Here is a 16,494-nt window from a genome sequence, read left to right as displayed (position 1 = left end):
TGGATCTCGCGCGGGCGCCGCCGCGCCGCCATGCCGGCGCAACCTTTCGCATTCGCAGTTCCCCTCCCCTCGCACTTCGATTTCCACAAGGCCCGCCAAAAAGGCGAAGCGCCTTCGCCGCACGCCGCAATACTGGCCGGCGCCGGCCGCCACGCAACCCGGCCGCCGCGCATCCATCGCTGGAAACCAACGTTCGAAACGGGAGGGAGCATGTTCTCTGCACCATGTCCGCGTGCGTCGTCCATTTCCCGGCCGGCCGGGCTCGCCATGCCGGTGGCCGCCATCGCCACGCTGCTGCACGCGCTCAGCCGCGGCGACGACGAGGGCGCACTGCGGCTGCTGTCATCGTGGCCGGCGCACGATCCCACGCTGCGGCGGTTTCGTACGGAGGGAGGAGAGACGCTGATGCATTTCGCCGCCTTCGGGCGCAGCGGTCCGGAAGTCCTGCAACTGCTGCTGGCGCGCGGGGTCGATCTGCGCGCCGTCACCCGCGCGGGCGCGAGCCCGCTGCACTATGCGCTGCGGGGCGCGATGCGCGCCTCGGACGCGGCGCTGCAATGGCTGCTGCGCGAGGGCGGGCCAGCGCTGCGCGAAATGCCCGACATGGACGGGCGCACCGCCCTGATGGCGGCCGTGCTGGGCGACCACGCCGACGCGGTCGCGCTGCTGCTCGAGGAGGGCGCCTCGGTGCGCACCCGCGACAATGTCGGCAACACCGCCCTGCACATGGCGGCCGCGATCGGATCGGAGCACGTGGTCGACGCCCTGCTGAGGGCGGACGCGGAGGTCGATGCCCGCAACAAGGCCGGGATCACGCCGCTGATGCTGGCCGCCGGTGACGGTCAGCGCGAGAACCTGCTGCGGCTGCTGCTGGCCGGGGCGGACGTCGACGCCACCGATGGCCGCGGCGGCACACCGCTGATGTATGCGGCAACCAATGGCCACGCCGGGATCGCGGATGTGCTGCTCAGCGGCGATGCGGCCTGGTATCCCATCAACGAGGATGGGTGGAACGCGATGACGCTCGCCGCGCGCGCCGGCAGCGCCGAGGTGCTGCAGGTACTGATCGCGCATGGGATCAACCCCGAGGTGCGGGACGGCGCGGGCCGGCTGGCGTGCGAGGTCGTGTTGCAGCGCGGCCTGGTCCAGCTGGAGCGGTCGCTGCGGGCCGGGATGGGAGCTGACGCCGAGTAGGGGCGGCGGGGGGCCGGGGAAGGGCGGGAAGGAAGGCGGGAACGGGAGGGTAAGGCGGGGAGGGGGAAGGCGGGGGAGGGTAAGGCAGGGAACGGAAGGCGAGAAGGGGCAGGGCCGGCGGGCCAGACGCCGCCGGCCGCGCCCGCTAGATTTCCAGATTGTCGATCAGACGCGTGGCGCCGAGCTTGGCGGCGGCCAGCACCACCAGCGGTTCGCCGGCCGCGTATTCATCGCGGCTCGGTGCCTGCAGATTGCTGCGCTTGCGGATCGACACGTAGTCGGGCTTCCAGCCGCGGGCCTTCAGCGCGTCGAGGGCCTGCGCCTCGACCGCGGTCAGCTCGGCGCCGCCGCCGGCGTTGGCCAGCACCTGGTCGCGCACCTGATGCAGCGTGCGGTACAGCATCGGGGCCTCGGCCCGCTCGTCCGGCGACAGATAGCGGTTGCGCGACGACAGCGCCAGCCCGTCCTCGGCCCGCACGGTCTCGGCCGGCACGATGTCGATCGGCAGCGCGAACTGGTTGGCCATGCGCCGCACGATCATCAGCTGCTGGTAGTCCTTCTTGCCGAACACCGCGACGCGCGGCTGCGCGCACGAGAACAGCTTCATCACCACCGTGCAGACACCGTTGAAGAAGCCCGGGCGGAACTCGCCCTCGAGGATGTCGCCCAGGTCGTGCGGCGGATCGACCCGGTATTCCTGCGGTTCCGGGTACATGTCGCGCTCGGTGGGCGCGAACAGCACGTAGACGCCTTCCTTCTGCAGCTTCTCGATGTCGTCCTGCAGCGTGCGCGGATACTTGTCGAAATCCTCGTTGGGACCGAACTGCAGCCGATTGACGAAGATCGAGGCCACCACCGGATCGCCGTGCTGGCGCGCCAGCCGCATCAGCGACAGATGGCCTTCGTGCAGATTGCCCATGGTCGGGACGAAGGCGATCCGGTTCTGGCCGCGCAACTGGTCGCGCAGCTCGTGAATGGAGGAAATGACTTTCATGGATGCGTTACTGCTCGTCAGGAAAAGCGCGCGGCGATGCCGGGGCTATGCGGGGGTATAGGCCAGGCGCACATAGATCGGCGCATAGGGCTCGGCCTGGGTGATTTCCACCAGGGACTCGCGCGACAGCTCGAGCATCGCGATGAAATTGACCACCACCACCGGCACGCCCTTGCCCGAGCGGATCGCATCCTCGAACAGCTCGGTGAACTCCATGAAGCGGGCATGCTGCAGCCGGCGCAGGATCTGGCTCATGTGCTCGCGCACGGACAGTTCCTCGCGCGAGATCTTGTGGTGCTGGTTCAGCTTGGCGCGCTTGAGCACGTCGGCCCAGGCGGCCTGCAGGTCGGTGGTGTCGACGTCGGGGAAGCGCGGCGCCAGGCTCTGCTCGATGTAGACCTGCGAGCGCAGGAAATCGCGGCCCAGCTGCGGCACCTGGTCGAGCTTCTGCGCGGCGAGCTTCATCTGCTCGTATTCGAGCAGCCGGCGCACCAGCTCGGCGCGCGGGTCTTCGGCGTCCTCGCCGCTGTCGGCTTTCTTGACCGGCAGCAGCATGCGCGACTTGATCTCGATCAGCATCGCGGCCATCAGCAGGTACTCGGCCGCCAGCTCCAGGTTGCTCTTGCGGATCTGCTCGACATACGCCAGGTACTGGTGCGTGACCTGCGACATCGGGATGTCGAGCACATTGAAGTTCTGCTTGCGAATCAGGTACAGCAGCAGGTCCAGCGGCCCTTCGAAGGCTTCGAGGAAGATCTCGAGCGCGTCGGGCGGGATATACAGGTCCTGCGGCAGCTGGAACAGCGGCTCGCCGTACAGGCGCGCGAACGCCATGCCGTCGACCGTGTCCGGCGAGGCGCCTTCGGGCGCCACGCTGGGCAGCTCGAGCGCGAGCGCGAGCTTGTCCTGTTCGCTATGGTTCATGAGTGGGGCGGTTGCGCGCGCATCGCGGCGGTCGGCCGGGGCCGCGGCGCCGGGATGCGTGCCGGCATCAGTCCAGCGAGTAGACGTAGGGCTTCTGCGGGACCCGCGATGCCTCGGCGCGCTGGCGCTCCTCGAGGTCGATCGGGGCCTTGTCCCACAGCAGGGCGCGGCCTTGGCGCTGTTCCGCCTCCAGCGACGGGCGCTCCTGCTTGAGCGCCTTCAGGAACTGGGTGATCTCGGATTCGTACATGGCCATGGCAGGAAAGCTATACAGAATGCTATAGGGGAATGGAAAACTGCCGCGATTCTACCGTATTGCCATGCCGGGGCGGGCTTTGCCGGCCTGGGGCGCTCGGGGTTTGCGGATCGGGCCGCGGGGTGTGGTCAAATAGCGACTTTGTCGGATCGCAACGACGGATGATATTGGACCTCGGGATCATGCGCATCGGATTCCGCCGCCCCCCGGGGCAGCGGCGCGGTGGCGTCCGCGCAGGCATCGCGGCGGTTTGCCCGGCGGTTGGCCGCGCAGCCGGCACCCTCCCTGGCTCCCCACCTGCCTCCCGCGCCGGCTCGCCCGCCGACTCCTCTGCTTGCCCCGCTGTTCGCCCCACTGTTCGCCCCATTGCTGGCGCTGGTGTTCGCCCTGCTGCCGGCGCCGGTCCAGGCGGCCTACCGGGTCCAGGTCGAGGCGCCCGAGCCGCTCAAGGACATCCTGGAAGAGCATCTGGACCTGGTCCGTTATCGCGAGCGGGCCGACCTGGGCGAGGACCAGATCGCCTATATGGTCGAGACGGTCGGCGACCAGGTCAGGGCCTTTGCCGCCACCGAGGGCTGGTTCGATCCGCAGACCACCACCCGCGTCGAGGGGCAGCGGCGACAGCCGCGTGATCCACGTGACGGTCGACCCGGGCGCCCGCACGCTGATCCGCCAGGTCGACGTCGATGTGCGCGGACCCGCGGCGACGCGCTCGCCCGAGCAGGTCGAGGCGATGCGCAAGAAGTGGGGACTGCCGGTCGGTGACCCGTTCCGCCAATCGGACTGGGACAAGGCCAAGGAAGACGCACTGGTGGAGCTGCAGAGCAACGCCTACTACGGCGCAAAGCTGGCCGCCTCGCAGGCGCGCATCGAGCCCGAGGAGCGCGCCGCCGATCTGAGCGCGACCTACGACAGCGGTCCGGCCTACCGCATGGGCGCGCTGGTGGTCAGCGGCACGCGGCGGTATCCCGAGCAGATCGTGCGCAACGTCAACCCGCTGTACGTCGGCGAGCCTTATCGCGTCGAGCGGCTGCTTGAGCTGCAGCGCGCGATCCAGAACCAGCCGTACTTCTCCAATGTGCTGGTCGAGCTCGGCGATCCGGTGCCCGACGCCGACGGCAATGGCGAGACGGTGACCGCGCCGGTCAATGTGCGGGTGCGCGAGTATCCGGTTCATCGGATCGTCTCCGGCGTCGGCTACAACACCGATACCGGCGCGCAGGTCGAGGGGGCGCTACGCTTACTACAACCTGTTCAACCGCGCCTGGATCTTCGATTCGCAGGCGCGCATCGAGCAGAAGCGCCAGTACGCGTTCGCCGAGGTGGCGATGCCGCCGGACAGCAAGACCTACCGCAACAGCGTGTACGCCAGCTACGAGCGCACGCTCGACATCGAGAATACCGACACCAGGAGCTGGCGCACCGGCGTGCGCCGGGCCCGCACGCGCGAGCGCTACGACACCGCGCTGTCGCTGGACTTCTTCTACGACGACCTGCAGCCGTACGACCAGCCGCGCCAGCTGAGCAAGGCGCTGGTGCCGCAATACGCGTGGACCCGGCGCGATGTCGACAATCCGGTGTTCCCGCGCCGCGGCAACATCATCAACACCCAGGTCGGCGCGGCGGTGGAGGGCTTCCTGACCGACCAGACCTTCGTCCGCCTGTACGGCCGCATCCGGCAATACATCCCGGTACGCACCCGCGACCTGATCGTGGCCCGGCTCGAGCTGGGCGCGGACCTGACCAGCGGCAGCGCCGACAAGATTCCGGCCACGCTGCGCTTCCGCGCCGGCGGCACCGATTCGATCCGCGGCTACGGCTTCCAGTCGATCGGCACGCGGCGGGGCAGCAGCGTGCTGCCGGCCAAGTACCTGGCCACCACCAGCCTGGAGTACCAGTACTGGTTCAAGCCCGACTGGGGCGCGGCGATCTTCTGGGACGCCGGCACCGCCACCAACAATCTCGACGGCGTGCGCATCTACCACGGTGTCGGCATCGGCGCCCGCTGGCGCAGCCCGGTCGGGCCGGTCCAGCTGGACGTGGGCTACGGCATCCAGGAGCGGCAATTCCGCCCGCATATCTCGCTGGGAGTGGCATTCTGATGGCGATGCGTCCTTCGTGCCGGCCGGCACCGGCGCAAGAGGCGATCGCGGGGGTTGCGCCGATCGCCCGGATCGCCCGGATTGCTCCGATCCCTTCGATCGCCCGGATCGATCCGATCGCTCCGATCGCCCAGATCGGTTCGATCGCTTCGATCACCCGGATCGGTTCGATCGCTTGGATCGCTTCGATCGCCGCGGCCGCTTCGATCACCACCGTCCCTGCCGATTTCCCGAGTCCCGGCGCATGAGCACGCCCGACCTGCCTTCCGTTCCCGCCCGCGGCAGCGAAACGCCGCGCGCGCCGCAGCCGCGGCGCCGGCGCTGGCTGCGCGTGTTCGGCATCGTGCTGCTCGCGCTGCTGGCGCTGATCGTGCTGCTGGCGGTCGCGCTCGGCGCGGCGCTGCGCACCGAGCGCGGCTCGCGCGAGCTGTGGTCGCTGGCGACCCGGCTGTCCGCCGGCGTGCTGGCCGGCCAGTACCAGGGCGGCACCTTCGCGCGCGGCCTGCAGTTGCGCGACGTGGTGTTCGCGCAGGGCGAGACCCGCGTCAGCGTGGACCGGCTCGACGGCAGCTGGTCGCTGGCCTGGCATCTCGGCCCCGGCCGGACGCGGCTGCATGTGGCCGCGCTGCGGCTGGGCAACGTCGACGTGCGGCTGCCGCCGTCCGAGGACAAGCCCGACGAGCCGCCGCCAACCTTGCCGGACTCGCTGTCGCTGCCGCTGGCGATCGACGTCGATGCGCTGACGCTGGCGCGGCTGTCGATCCTGCGCGGGCCCGAGGCGACCGCGTCGCCGCTGGTGTTTTCCGATCTGTCGGCCGCCTTGCATACGGACGGCAGCCGGCATCGGCTGACGGTCGACCGGCTGGTGACGCCCTACGGCAAGCTGTCGGCCAACGCGCAGATCGCCGGCGAGGCGCCGTTCGCGCTGAACGGCGAGGCGGTGCTCGAAGGCGAGTGGGAGAAGGAGGCCTATAACGTCAGCGCGCGCGCCAACGGCACGCTGGAGGCGCTGCGGGCCGATATCGAGGCGAGCGGCGACCGCCTGCGCGGCCGCGGCGAGATCGAACTGACGCCGTTCGGGCAGGTGCCCTTCACGCGCCTGCGGGTCGACGGCGAGCGCATCAACCCCAGGCTGTTCAACCCTTCCGCGCCGCAGGCGAATCTGTCGGTGCATGCGGAGCTGCGGCCGGTGAACGGCAGCGGTGGCGCGGCAGCGCCCGCAGCGCCGGGGGCCGCGTCCGCGCCGGCCAGTGTTCCGGCGGTGCCGGCGCCCTCGGCTCGCGGGGCCAGTGTTCCGGCGGCATCAGCGCCTTCGGCTCCAGGGGCGAGTGTTCCGGTAACGGCTGTGCCCTCAGATCCTGCGGCCAGCGTGCCGGCGGCCTCGGCTCCCCAGCCTTCGACACCCGCGGCCCCGGGCGCGGCCCCGCTGACCGTGGCCGGCGAAGTCTCCATCCGCAACCACGAGCCCGGGCCGCTCGACGCCGAGCGGCTGCCGGTGCAGTCGGTGCGCGCCACGGTCGAGTTGAGCCAGGCCGCCCAGCATGTGCGCGACCTGCGCGTGGCGCTGGCCGGCAATGGCGAGATCGCCGGCAGCGGCTCGCTGCGCGACGGCCGCGGCGGCTTCGATCTGGACGTGCGCCGGCTCGATCCGCATGCGCTGCACGGCAAGTTGCGCAGCGCGCGGCTGTCGGGCCCGGTGATCGTGCGGCTGGAGCCGGGCCGCCAGAGCGTGGCGCTGGACCTCGGCGGCGGCGAGCTCAAGCTGTTCGCCGACGCGCGCATCGACGCCGACGCCGTCACGCTGGCCGCGCTGCGCCTGGGCGTCGCGCAGGGCAGCCTGCACGCCGAGGGCAGGCTCGGGCTCAAGGAGCAGCAGCCGTTCAGCTTCAAGGGCCGCATCAGCGATCTGGACCCGGCGCGGCTGGCGAGCGTCGCCAAGGGCCGCATCAACGCGAACTTCGACGCCTCGGGCACGCTGGCCGGCGAGCCGCGCGTGGCGGCGGATTTTTCCATCGGCGACAGCGAATACGCCGGGCTGCCGATGACCGGCGGCGGCAAGGTCCGGCTGGCCGGACAGCGGCTGCTGCCGAGCGAGGCGACGCTGTCGATGGCCGGCAACCGCGCCGACCTGCGCGGCAGCTTCGGGGCGCGCGGCGACCGCATGACGGTGGCCGTCGACGCGCCGCAGCTCGACCGGCTCAAGTTCGGCGTCGGCGGCACGCTCAAGCTCGACGCCCAGGTCAGCGGCACCTGGCAGCGACCGGAGATCACCGCGACCTACGATGCCCGCACGCTGTCGATGGGCCCGCACCGCGTCGAGAGCGCCAGCGGCAACGCCGACCTGCGCGGCGGCATCGACGGTCCGCTGCGGCTGCGGCTGGACGCGCGCGGCTATCGCGGCCCGCAGTTGACGATGAGCACGCTGCAGGCGAGCCTGGACGGCACGCAGGCCAGGCACAGCTTCAGTGTCGAAGGCGAGGGCCGCATGCGGCGCCGGCCGCTGCAATTGCAGGCTGCGGGGCAGGGCAGCTGGAAGAACGGCACCTGGACCGGCACGGTCGGCACGCTGGAGGAGCGCGGCACCGTCGAACTGAAGCTGCTGACGCCGGTGGCCGTCAGCGCCGGCGCGCAGAAGCTGACGCTGGGCCAGACACGGCTGCAACTCGCACGCGGCACCATCGCCCTGGACCGGCTGGACTGGGACCGCGGCCGCATCCGCACGCAGGGCGCGCTCAATGGCCTGCAGGTCGGCCATCTGCTCGCGCTCGCCGAGGCCTTCACCGGCGATGCGCCGCCGCTGCGCTCGGATCTGATACTGGACGGCCAGTGGAACCTGAACCTGGCCGAGACCGCATCCGGCTTTGCCGAACTGCGGCGCCGCAGCGGCGACCTGTCGGTCAACGCCGGCCGGGGCTACACCACGCTGGGGCTGGGCGAGACCGTGCTGCGTGCCGACGCCGCCGGCAACCGCCTGCAGCTGCGCGGCAACGTGGTGTCGTCGCGCCTGGGTACCGCCAGGGTCGACGCCTTCGCCGGCCTGATGCCCGAGCAGGGCGTGCTGACCGTGACGCCGGCCTCGGCGCTGGGCGGCCAGGTCGCCTTCGATGTGCCGCGGCTCAAGGCGCTGGAGGCGCTGACCGGTCCCCAATACGCCTTCGACGGCCGGCTGGCGGCCGCGATGCAGCTGGCCGGCACGATCGGCGCGCCGGTGCTGACCGGCACCATCAACGGCGACGGCCTGGCCATCACGCTGTACGACCAGGGCATCCGCCTGACCGACGGCATCGTGCGCATCGTGCTCGACCGCAACGTGATCGAACTGCGCCAGGTGCTGTTCCGCGGCGGCGACGGGACGCTGACCGCCAGCGGCAACGTGCGGCTCGGCGAAACCGATCCGACGCTGCGCGCCCGCATCGTCGCCGACCGGCTGGAGCTGTTCGCCAGCCCGGAGCGGACGCTGGTGGTGTCGGGCAATGCCGATATGGCCAACGAGAACCGGCAGTTCGTGATCCGCGGCAAGTTCCGCGTCGATCGCGGCCTGTTCGACCTGCCCAAGGCCGGTGCGCCGGTGCTCGGCGACGACGTGGTGATCGTGCGCAAGTCGGACCGGCGCGCCGAGCGCGAGGTGCGTACCGCGGCCACGCCGGCGGTGCCCGAATCGCAGCCGACCAGCCGCTTCGCCCCGGTGATCGACCTGTCGGTGGACCTGGGCGACCGCTTCCGCTTCCGCGGCGCGGGGGCGGACCTGCTGCTGGCCGGGCGCCTGGGCGTCAACAGCGAGCCCTTGACGCCGATGCGCGTGACCGGCACCGTGCGGGTGGTCGACGGCACCTACGAGGCCTTCGGCCGGCGGCTGCAGATCACGCGCGGCATCGTCAATTTCAACGGCCCGGTCGGCAATCCGAACCTGAATATCCGCGCGATGCGGCTGAACCAGGAAGTCGAGGCGGGCGTCGAGGTCACCGGTACGGTACGGCTGCCGCGCGTGCGGCTGGTGTCCGAGCCCAACGTGCCGGACGAGGACAAGCTGTCGTGGCTGATGTTCGGCTACGGCGCCGACAGCAGCACCGCCGGGCAGCAACAGCAGCTGAGCGGGGCGGCGCTGGGCGGCGCGGCGCTCGGCATGCTGGGCTCGAAGGCCGGCAAGGGCGTGGTGCAGCGCTTCGGCATCGACGAGTTCTCGATCGGCCCGAGCACCGCGGGTTTGAACGAGCAGCAGGTGGTCAGCGTCGGCAAGGCGGTCAGCGAGAAGATCTCGGTCGGCTACGAGCAGAGCCTGACGTCGGCCGCCAACGTCGCCAAGGTGACCTGGGCGTTCTCGCGGCGCTGGTCGCTGATCGCCAGGGGCGGCACCATCAACGGGCTGTCGCTGCTGTTCAACCGCCGTTTCGACAGCTGGAGCCAGCTGTTTTCAGGATCGTCACCACGGCGCGAGGGCGCCAGGAGAGAGCAGGATGCAAGCACGGAAAGCACCGGCGGGGGACGCCGGTAATCCGCCCCCACCACCGGAAGGGCCTACCGAGGCCATCAAGCGATGACGGCGGCAGCGGCGTGGCTGCGGGCCGCCGGTCCGCGCGCGGGGTGGCAGCGATGGGACTGATCGCTTCGGTGCTGGCGCTGTTCGGCTGCGACCAGCGCAAGGTCGACGAGGCGCTGAACAAGGCCGGCGATGCCGCGCGCTCGGCCTGGCAATCGGTCCAGCCCGACGGCCAGCTGTTCAAGGGGATCGAGCCCGGCGTCTCCACCGAGGACGACCTGCGCCGCCAGGCCGGCCGGCCCGAGATCGTCTGGGAGGAGGAGAACGGCGCCCGCCGCCTCGAATATCCGCGCGGACCCGAGGGTGCCACCACCTGGATGGTGACGATCGGCGCCGACGGCAAGGTCGGCGCGATCGAGCAGGTGCTGACGGCGGAGAACTTCCAGCGCGTACGCGCCGGCATGAGCCAGGACAGCGTGCGCCGCATGCTGGGCAAGCCCACGAAGATCGAGGCCTTCCGCCTGAAGCAGGAAACCGTGTGGGGCTACCGCTGGTGGGAGACCTCGCAGGACAAGGCCTTCTTCAACGTGCACTTCGGCACGGACGGGCTCGTCACGCATACCTCGCGCAGCGACGATCCGTCGAAGGTGCAGGGCGGCTGACGCCGCCCCCCGCACACGCAAAGCGATCAGCGAATGCGCATGCCGGGCACCGCGCCCGCATGCGGTTCGAGGATATAGAGGCCCGGCGCCGCCTTCTCGTCGGCCGCCGAGGCCGCCAGCACCATGCCTTCGGACAGGCCGAACTTCATCTTGCGCGGCGCCAGGTTGGCGACCACCACGGTCAGCTTGCCGACCAGCTGCTCCGGCTGGTAGGCCGACTGGATGCCCGAGAAGACGTTGCGGGTCTTGCCCTCGCCCAGGTCCAGCGTCAGCTGCAGCAGCTTGTTCGAGCCCTCGACCTTCCTGCATTCGACGATGCGCGCCACGCGCAGGTCGACCTTGGCGAAGTCGTCGATCGTGATGGTATCGGCGATGAGCTCGATGCCGGCGGGGGGCGGCATTGCCGGCCTCGGCTCCGGCCGCGCCGGCCGCCGGCGCGGCCTGCAGCGAGTCGCGGTTGGCGGCCAGCAGCGCCTCGATCTGCTTGGCGTCCACGCGCGTCATCAGGTGCGAGTACGGCTTGATCGGGCTGGCGCTGCTCAGCTGGCGGTCGATCGCCCGCCAGTCCAGCGGCTCGACATTGAGGAAGGCCTCGACGCCGGCCGCGACGTTGGGCACCACCGGCTTCAGGTAGACGGTCAGCAGGCGGAACGCTTCCAGCGACACCGAGCAGGCCGCGTGCAGGGCCGGGCGTTTCGCCTCGTCCTTCGCCAGTTCCCACGGCTTCTCGGCATCGACGAAGGCGTTGACGGCGTCGGTCAGCTCCATCACCAGGCGCAGCGCCTTGCTGTATTCGCGGCCCTCGTACAGCTGCGCGATCTGCGGCGCGGCCTGGCGCAGCTGCTCGAGCAGCGGGTGCGACAGCGCGGCGTCGTCGACGCGGCCGTCGAAGCGCTTGACCAGGAAGCCCGCGGCCCGGCTGGCGATGTTGACGTACTTGCCGATCAGGTCGCTGTTGACCCGCGAGACGAAGTCGTCGAGGTTCAGGTCCAGGTCTTCCATGCTGGCGTTCAGCTTGGCGGCGAAGTAGTAGCGCAGCCATTCCGGGTTCATGCCGGTGTCGATATAGCTCTGCGCGGTGATGAAGGTGCCGCGCGACTTGCTCATCTTGGCGCCGTCGACGGTCAGGAAGCCGTGCGCGAACACATTGGTCGGCGTGCGGTAGCCCGAGAAGCGCAGCATCGCCGGCCAGAACAGCGTGTGGAAGTACAGGATGTCCTTGCCGATGAAGTGGTATTGCTCGGCGGTCGAATGCGGGCCGACCCATGCGTCGAAGTCGATGCCCTTGCGTTCGCACAGGTTCTTGAAGCTGGCGTAGTAGCCGATCGGCGCGTCCAGCCAGACGTAGAAGAACTTGCCCGGCGCGCCGGGGATCTCGAAGCCGAAGTAGGGCGCATCGCGCGAGATGTCCCAGTCCGACAGCGTGGAGGCCTCGCCGTCGCTGCCCAGCCATTCCTGCATCTTGTTGCTGGCTTCCGGCTGGGCCAGGTCGGCCACCCACTCGCGCAGGAAGCTCTCGCAGCGCGGATCGGACAGCTTGAAGAAATAGTGGGTCGAGGACTTGCGCACCGGCGTGGCGCCCGACACCACCGAGTACGGGTTCTTCAGGTCGGTCGGCACATAGGTTGTGCCGCAGACCTCGCAGGAGTCGCCGTACTGGTCCTTGGCGCCGCACTTGGGGCACTCGCCCTTGATGAAGCGGTCCGGCAGGAACATGTTCTTGACCGGATCGTAGAACTGCTCGACGTCGCGCTCGGCGATCAGGTCCTCGGCCTTCAGCGCCGAGTAGATCTTCTCGCACAGCAGCCGGTTCTCCTCGGAGTCGGTGCTGTAGTAGTTGTCGAACGAGACCAGGAAGCTGTCGAAGTCGCGCTTGTGCTCGTTCCAGACCCGGTCGATCAGCTGCTTCGGCGTGATTCCTTCCTTTTCCGCGCGCAGCATCACCGGCGTGCCATGGGTATCGTCGGCGCCCACGTAATAGACCTCGTTGCCCATCATGCGCTGGAAGCGGACCCAGATATCGGTCTGGATGTATTCCACCAGGTGGCCGATATGGATCTGGCCGTTGGCGTAAGGCAGGGCAGATGTGACGAGGATGCGACGTGCTGTCATGGGGATGCCGGTCGGGAAGCGGTTGGATATCGGTGTTCCGCAGCGCGGGCGGGGCCGGCGCGGAAAACCGACATTCTAGCAAGCGGGGCAGGCGGGCACCGGCCGCGGCGCCGGTGCGGACCGCGCGGCCACGCGTGCGGGCAAACGCGCGGCCCAGTGCGTGACCAGGCGCGGCCCAAAAAAAGCGCCGGTCTGAGCCGGCGCAGCTTTCCACAACGGAAAAGGAGGAGAAATCAGGTACCGCCCGGGAGGTCAGCCACCCATCGCGAGCCAGCAACGGTGGCAAGCGGTACCTGTTTCTATGACTCCATCATCCTTGAATTGGTTTCAAAAAAATTTCGACCCGGCGATTTTGGGCCCGGCCGGCCTCGGTGGCGTTGTCCGCAATGGGCTGGGACTGACCCCGGCCCTCGGCACTCAGGCGGTTGCGCGCGACCCCGCGATCGCCCAGGTAGCCTGCCACGCTCTGGGCGCGGCGCTGGGACAGCTGCATGTTGTAGGTCGGGTTGCCGGTGCTGTCGGTATGGCCGATCACCGTGGCGTTGACGTCCTGATGCTGGCTCAGCGTCTGGGCGACCTGGTCGAGCACCGAGCGGAACGACGGCTTGATGGTCGCGCTGTCGGTATCGAAGGTCACCTGGCTGGGGATATTGACCTTCAGCGAGCCGTCCGGCTGCTCGGTGATCTGGGTGCCGGTGCCGGCGGTATCGCGGCTCAGCTTGCCCCGGATCGCGTTCCAGTTGTAGCCCAGCGCACCGCCCGCGGCGGCACCGACGGCGGCGCCGATCACGGTGCCCTTGGTGTTGCCGCCGATCAGGTTGCCCAGGCCGGCGCCCACGGCGGCGCCCGCGCCGGTACCCACGGCGGTGTGCGTACCCTGCTCGGTCGCACAGCCGGCGGCCAGTGCGGCGACGATCGAAAGGCTGACGAGCTTGAGTTTCATGCTTTCTCCTTCTGTCGATTGTTGTGCTTCAACTGCGGCTGCCTGCGCCTCGGGTTGAGGCATTGTGACGCACTGGCCTAATTGCGCCAGCAGCTTCCAAAAAATGCAAGCGCCAAGTGGCGATTCAGGCTGCTTCCGGGCACCGCCGCAGTCTCGGGCGGGATCCGGGGCGAGCCGACGTTTCGGGGCACTACAATAGGGAGATGGCGCCCCGTGCACAAGCGCCACGCTGTGAAAGTTGTAAGCACGTGTAATCCCTTGTGCACCACAGGGATAATCGAAGCCTTCCTGGCCCTCGCCGAGCCGCGGGGCCACTCTTTGATACAGTACGCGCCTTCCCCCACATATCAAGTAGCGGAGATTGTCTTGAGCCTTACCGTTGACCAGGTTACCGAAGCCTTGCGCACCGTGATCGATCCCAACACGGGCAAGGATCTGGTGAGCACGCGCTCCGCCCGCAATATCCGTGTCGATGGCGGCGATGTCTCGCTCGACGTCGAACTCGGCTATCCGGCCAAGAGCCAGCTCGACCCGATCCGCAAGCTGGTGATCGCGGCGCTGCGCGCCCTGCCTGGCGTCACCAATGTCAGCGTGACGGTGACCATGCACATCGTCGCCCATGCGGTGCAGCGCGGCGTCAAGCTGCTGCCCGGCGTCAAGAACGTGATCGCGGTCGCGTCCGGCAAGGGCGGCGTCGGCAAGTCCACCACCGCCGTCAACCTCGCGCTGGCGCTGGCCGCCGAGGGCGCGCGCGTCGGCATGCTGGACGCCGACATCTACGGCCCGAGCCTGCCGATGATGCTGGGCATCGACGGCCGTCCCGAGTCCGCCGACGGCCAGACCATGGAGCCGCTCGAAGGCCACGGGCTGCAGGCCAACTCGATCGGCTTCCTGATCGAGCAGGACAACCCGATGGTCTGGCGTGGTCCGATGGTGACCTCGGCGCTGGAGCAGCTGCTGCGGCAGACCAACTGGCACGAGCTGGACTACCTGATCGTCGACATGCCGCCGGGCACCGGCGACATCCAGCTGACGCTGTCGCAGAAGGTGCCGGTGACCGGCGCGGTGATCGTCACCACGCCGCAGGACATCGCGCTGCTGGACGCGCGCAAGGGCCTGAAGATGTTCGAGAAGGTCGGCATCCCGATCCTCGGCATCGTCGAGAACATGGCGGTCTATTGCTGCCCGAACTGCGGCCATGTCGAGCATATCTTCGGCGAGGGCGGCGGCGAGCGGATGTGCGAGCAATATGGCGTCGACCTGCTGGGCAGCCTGCCGCTGAACCTGTCGATCCGCCAGCAGGCCGATTCGGGCCGGCCCACGGTGGTCGCCGAGCCCGACAGCCCGATCGCGGAGCTCTATCGCGGCATCGCGCGCAAGGTGGCGATCAAGGTCGCCGACAAGGCGCGCGACATGACGAGCAAGTTTCCCAGCATCGTCGTGCAGAACACCTGACCATGGAACCGATGCAGTCCGAGGCTCCGCCGCCGGCCGGCAGCCGTCCCGCCGTCACGATGGCGGTGGTGATGCGCAGGATCGCGCTGGCCAGCCGCTGGCAGCCCTGGAAATGGGAGCTGGAAGCGGTGGTGCCGGACCTTGGCGCGTTCGGCACCGAGCCGCACTGCCTGCACGAGGACGACCAGGGCGCGCGCTGGCTCTATCCCGGCTACCCCGTCGAGCTGTTCCGCGACGAAGCCGAGGGCTACTATCTGAACCTGAGCTCAACGGCGCCGTGCTGGTTCGTGCTGTGGCGCATGGACGAGACCCAGCCGGAAGACGGTCGCCGGCCGCTGCCGGTGACCGTCTCGCTGTCGTACAACGAGGCGGGGCGCTGGCTCGATGCCGGCGAGACGGTCGAGAACGTGCCGCTCGCGCCCGAACAGCTGGCCTGGCTGCAGGCCTATGTGGCCGAGCACTACCGGCCCGAGCCGAAGAAGCGCCGGCGGCCGGAGTCGTTCAAGTCGCCGCAGGACCGGGCGCGCTACTGAACGCACCGGCAAGCCCACAAGCAAGCGCACAGGCAAACGCACCAGCGAACGCAGCACGGAACGCGTTGCTGAACACACTATTGAAATCCGCGGCAGGGATGTCGTTATCCCCCATCCTTTCCGCCCGACTCTCCATCATGAGCGATTCGACCGAAACGTCCTTCCTGTCCCGCTGGTCACGCCGCAAGGCCGCCGTGCGCGAGGGCAAGGCCGTGGCGGCCGAACCCGTATCGCCGCCTGCCGCGCCGCCCGCAGCGCCGGTCGCCGTTCCGGCGAAGGTCGATGCGACGGCCGGTGCCGCCGCGCCCGAAGCCGAGGCCCCGCCCGCGCCGACGCTGGCCGACGTGGCGATGCTCAAGCCCGGCGACAGCGTGGCCCGCTTCGTCGCCCAGGGCGTCGACGAGTCCGTCAAGCGCGCCGCACTGAAGACGCTGTTCGCCGACCCGCATTTCAATGTGATGGACGGGCTCGATATCTATATCGACGACTACAGCAAGCCGGACCCGATTCCGCCCGACGTGCTGCGGCGCCTGCGCCAGTCCGAGACGCTGGGCCTGTTCGATCCGATCGAGGAAGTGGAAGAGCCCGGCACCGCTGCCGGCCGTCAGGGCTCGGCTCCGGACGACGAAGCTCAAGCTCAAGCCCAGGCCGAATCGTCCGTTGATGTCCCCGAGGACGGTGCCGGCGAGCCGGATGGCACCGCGCTGGCCGCCCCGGACGACGGCGCCAAGGTGGGCGCGCAGGCGCAAACCACGCCCCTGCCGGAGGCCGATGCCACCGCCGCCGTGCCGCATACCGAACCAGCTACGGACAAACCTGCGTAGCCCTGGCCCCGCGGCGGG

At 69.4% G+C, this 16,494-nt stretch carries 11 protein-coding genes and 2 pseudogenes; 8 read left to right on the top strand and 5 right to left on the bottom strand.

Features of this window, described 5'->3' with window-relative positions:
• The first annotated feature begins 30 nt into the window (after positions 1-30).
• Positions 31-1,194, top strand: coding sequence for an ankyrin repeat domain-containing protein (locus OJJOAM_RS06165; RefSeq protein WP_422649222.1), 1,164 nt, complete (start codon positions 31-33; stop codon positions 1,192-1,194).
• Between the two features lie 145 nt (positions 1,195-1,339).
• Here the strand turns inward: OJJOAM_RS06165 and panC are convergent, their stop codons facing one another.
• The 3 genes from panC to OJJOAM_RS06150 form a co-directional block, all read right to left on the bottom strand.
• Complete coding sequence (gene panC, locus OJJOAM_RS06160; protein WP_422649221.1) at positions 1,340-2,188, bottom strand: pantoate--beta-alanine ligase; 849 nt, start codon at positions 2,186-2,188, stop codon at positions 1,340-1,342.
• A gap of 45 nt (positions 2,189-2,233) precedes the next feature.
• Positions 2,234-3,112 carry a segregation and condensation protein A gene (locus OJJOAM_RS06155; RefSeq protein ID WP_422649220.1) on the bottom strand — a complete coding sequence of 293 codons (879 nt, stop codon included), beginning with the start codon at positions 3,110-3,112 and terminating at the stop codon, positions 2,234-2,236.
• A gap of 67 nt (positions 3,113-3,179) precedes the next feature.
• On the bottom strand, positions 3,180-3,368 hold the full coding sequence (locus tag OJJOAM_RS06150; protein WP_149317714.1) for a DUF3460 family protein: 189 nt from the start codon (positions 3,366-3,368) through the stop codon (positions 3,180-3,182).
• A gap of 330 nt (positions 3,369-3,698) precedes the next feature.
• On the opposite strand from OJJOAM_RS06150, the pseudogene OJJOAM_RS06145 reads away from it, so the two are divergent.
• From OJJOAM_RS06145 to bamE, 4 genes and pseudogenes are all read left to right on the top strand, one after another.
• Positions 3,699-5,470, top strand: a pseudogene (locus tag OJJOAM_RS06145) (autotransporter assembly complex protein TamA).
• The gene (locus tag OJJOAM_RS06140; RefSeq protein ID WP_422649219.1) at positions 5,470-5,718 is read left to right on the top strand and encodes a hypothetical protein; all 249 of its coding nucleotides are present in this window, start codon (positions 5,470-5,472) and stop codon (positions 5,716-5,718) included. The pseudogene OJJOAM_RS06145 and the gene OJJOAM_RS06140 overlap by 1 nt, the downstream one beginning before the upstream one ends.
• Positions 5,715-9,962: a translocation/assembly module TamB domain-containing protein gene (locus OJJOAM_RS06135; RefSeq protein WP_422649218.1), complete on the top strand. Its 4,248-nt coding sequence runs from the start codon at positions 5,715-5,717 to the stop codon at positions 9,960-9,962. Before OJJOAM_RS06140 ends, OJJOAM_RS06135 begins: the two co-directional genes overlap by 4 nt.
• Positions 9,963-10,060: 98 nt before the next feature.
• Complete coding sequence (gene bamE / locus OJJOAM_RS06130; RefSeq protein WP_422649217.1) at positions 10,061-10,609, top strand: outer membrane protein assembly factor BamE domain-containing protein; 549 nt, start codon at positions 10,061-10,063, stop codon at positions 10,607-10,609.
• Positions 10,610-10,635: 26 nt separating this feature from the next.
• On the opposite strand, the pseudogene metG reads toward bamE, so the two are convergent.
• Together metG and OJJOAM_RS06120 are read right to left on the bottom strand one after the other, a co-directional pair.
• Positions 10,636-12,721 (bottom strand): annotated as a pseudogene (gene metG / locus OJJOAM_RS06125) (methionine--tRNA ligase).
• 310 nt (positions 12,722-13,031) lie between these two features.
• Positions 13,032-13,664, bottom strand: coding sequence for an OmpA family protein (locus tag OJJOAM_RS06120; RefSeq protein ID WP_023263915.1), 633 nt, complete (start codon positions 13,662-13,664; stop codon positions 13,032-13,034).
• A gap of 366 nt (positions 13,665-14,030) precedes the next feature.
• Between OJJOAM_RS06120 and apbC the strand changes: the two genes are divergently transcribed.
• From apbC to OJJOAM_RS06105, 3 genes are all read left to right on the top strand, one after another.
• A complete protein-coding gene (gene apbC, locus OJJOAM_RS06115) occupies positions 14,031-15,119 on the top strand; it encodes an iron-sulfur cluster carrier protein ApbC (RefSeq protein WP_006578138.1) in 1,089 nt (362 codons plus the stop codon).
• 11 nt (positions 15,120-15,130) lie between these two features.
• Positions 15,131-15,652, top strand: a complete 522-nt coding sequence (locus OJJOAM_RS06110; protein WP_422649514.1) for a DUF3305 domain-containing protein — start codon at positions 15,131-15,133, stop codon at positions 15,650-15,652.
• Positions 15,653-15,789: 137 nt separating this feature from the next.
• Positions 15,790-16,476, top strand: a complete 687-nt coding sequence (locus OJJOAM_RS06105) for a DUF3306 domain-containing protein (protein WP_422649216.1) — start codon at positions 15,790-15,792, stop codon at positions 16,474-16,476.
• The last annotated feature ends 18 nt before the right edge of the window (positions 16,477-16,494 follow it).

This window comes from Cupriavidus sp. H18C1, from assembly GCF_049311595.1.
In the GTDB taxonomy this organism is placed as follows: Bacteria; Pseudomonadota; Gammaproteobacteria; order Burkholderiales; family Burkholderiaceae; genus Cupriavidus; species Cupriavidus cauae.
Note: the sequence above shows the minus strand (reverse complement) of the source record. Positions and strands in the feature narration are given on the sequence as shown.

What these genes read in the sequence shown, in the direction of transcription:
- OJJOAM_RS06165 (WP_422649222.1), top strand. Translation starts at nt 31, where the DNA reads ATGCCGGCGCAACCTTTCGCATTCGCAGTTCCCCTCCCCTCGCACTTC.
- panC (WP_422649221.1), bottom strand. Translation starts at nt 2,188, where the DNA reads ATGAAAGTCATTTCCTCCATTCACGAGCTGCGCGACCAGTTGCGCGGC.
- OJJOAM_RS06155 (WP_422649220.1), bottom strand. Translation starts at nt 3,112, where the DNA reads ATGAACCATAGCGAACAGGACAAGCTCGCGCTCGCGCTCGAGCTGCCC.
- OJJOAM_RS06150 (WP_149317714.1), bottom strand. Translation starts at nt 3,368, where the DNA reads ATGGCCATGTACGAATCCGAGATCACCCAGTTCCTGAAGGCGCTCAAG.
- OJJOAM_RS06140 (WP_422649219.1), top strand. Translation starts at nt 5,470, where the DNA reads ATGGCGATGCGTCCTTCGTGCCGGCCGGCACCGGCGCAAGAGGCGATC.
- OJJOAM_RS06135 (WP_422649218.1), top strand. Translation starts at nt 5,715, where the DNA reads ATGAGCACGCCCGACCTGCCTTCCGTTCCCGCCCGCGGCAGCGAAACG.
- bamE (WP_422649217.1), top strand. Translation starts at nt 10,061, where the DNA reads ATGGGACTGATCGCTTCGGTGCTGGCGCTGTTCGGCTGCGACCAGCGC.
- OJJOAM_RS06120 (WP_023263915.1), bottom strand. Translation starts at nt 13,664, where the DNA reads ATGAAACTCAAGCTCGTCAGCCTTTCGATCGTCGCCGCACTGGCCGCC.
- OJJOAM_RS06110 (WP_422649514.1), top strand. Translation starts at nt 15,131, where the DNA reads ATGCAGTCCGAGGCTCCGCCGCCGGCCGGCAGCCGTCCCGCCGTCACG.
- OJJOAM_RS06105 (WP_422649216.1), top strand. Translation starts at nt 15,790, where the DNA reads ATGAGCGATTCGACCGAAACGTCCTTCCTGTCCCGCTGGTCACGCCGC.